Here is a 256-nt window from a genome sequence, read left to right on the forward strand (position 1 = left end):
ATTAAATCCAGAAACAGGAGAAATTACGTTCACTCCAAATAAAGACTTTGTTGGAACACCAGAAGGTGTCACTGTCCAAGCTAAAGATGCCAACGGCACTCCAGCTACAGCGAAGTACACACCAACCGTGACAGAAGTAACGCCAAGCGGTGAAGATAAAACATCGACTGGAAAACAAGGGAAAGAACAAAAAGAAACACCGCAATTTACAGCGGGAGATCCAGACGTTCCACTTACGATTGATGCTTCAAACCCA

General features: G+C 44.1%; 1 protein-coding gene. It reads left to right on the forward strand.

Features of this window, described 5'->3' with window-relative positions; translation table 11 throughout:
- Nucleotides 1-256, forward strand: a 256-nt coding sequence (locus ADH99_RS00015; RefSeq protein WP_049555911.1) for an Ig-like domain-containing protein, incomplete at both ends; no start/stop codon positions are given.

The sequence above is a fragment of the Granulicatella sp. 572.rep1_STHE genome (assembly GCF_001073445.1).
Taxonomy (GTDB): domain Bacteria; phylum Bacillota; class Bacilli; order Lactobacillales; family Aerococcaceae; genus Granulicatella; species Granulicatella adiacens.